The organism is Mediterraneibacter sp. NSJ-151 (genome assembly GCF_022487435.1).
GTDB lineage: Bacteria > Bacillota > Clostridia > Lachnospirales > Lachnospiraceae > Schaedlerella > Schaedlerella hominis.
The window spans coordinates 1-659 of sequence record NZ_JAKVPP010000036.1 but is presented as its reverse complement, the minus strand read 5'-3'; the positions used below and the strand labels follow the sequence as shown (position 1 = coordinate 659).

General features: G+C 44.5%; 2 tRNA genes and 2 rRNA genes. All 4 read left to right on the top strand.

The annotated features are described in order from the left end of the window. Window positions 1-105: ribosomal RNA gene (locus tag LQE94_RS16165) — 16S ribosomal RNA — on the top strand; the annotation flags it as partial. A 115-nt stretch (window positions 106-220) separates the two neighbouring features. Continuing rightward, a 5S ribosomal RNA gene (gene rrf / locus LQE94_RS16160) occupies window positions 221-338 on the top strand. Between the two features lie 5 nt (window positions 339-343). After that, window positions 344-417 (top strand) — tRNA-Ile (locus LQE94_RS16155). 26 nt (window positions 418-443) lie between these two features. Continuing rightward, window positions 444-516 (top strand) — tRNA-Ala (locus LQE94_RS16150). Window positions 517-659 lie beyond the last annotated feature (143 nt).

The following is a 659-nucleotide window of genomic DNA, read 5'->3' as shown; positions in this document are numbered from 1 at the left end:
AGTGACCCAACCGTAAGGAGGGAGCTGCCGAAGGTGGGACCGATAACTGGGGTGAAGTCGTAACAAGGTAGCCGTATCGGAAGGTGCGGCTGGATCACCTCCTTTCTAAGGAAGAAAAACATTCTTTCGTCTGGAACAATCCAACTAAAACGGAAGGATGAAGTAAAGAGAACTGCTGTCTATTGTTTAGTTATCAAGAAACAACTTGATAATGAAGCCTTTTGGTGGCGATGCGTTTAGGGGTAACACCCGTTCCCATCCCGAACACGATGGTTAAGACCTAAACGGCCGATGGTACTGCACTGGAGACGGTGTGGGAGAGTAGGTGGCTGCCAAATCCTATGGGCTTATAGCTCAGCTGGTTAGAGCGCACGCCTGATAAGCGTGAGGTCGGTGGTTCGAGTCCACTTAAGCCCATACAATTTAAAATAAGAATTACATATGGGGGATTAGCTCAGTTGGGAGAGCGCCTGCCTTGCAAGCAGGAGGTCACGAGTTCGAATCTCGTATTCTCCACTTGATTCCAGAAGGAATCAAAAGTGTACCTTGAAAATTGCATACAAAGAAATATAGATGATAAGATTAAAAAATATCTAATCAAGACATCCGAGGTAATGTTAACAAACATTAACTAAAGTCTGAAGAAAACAGACTTAAAA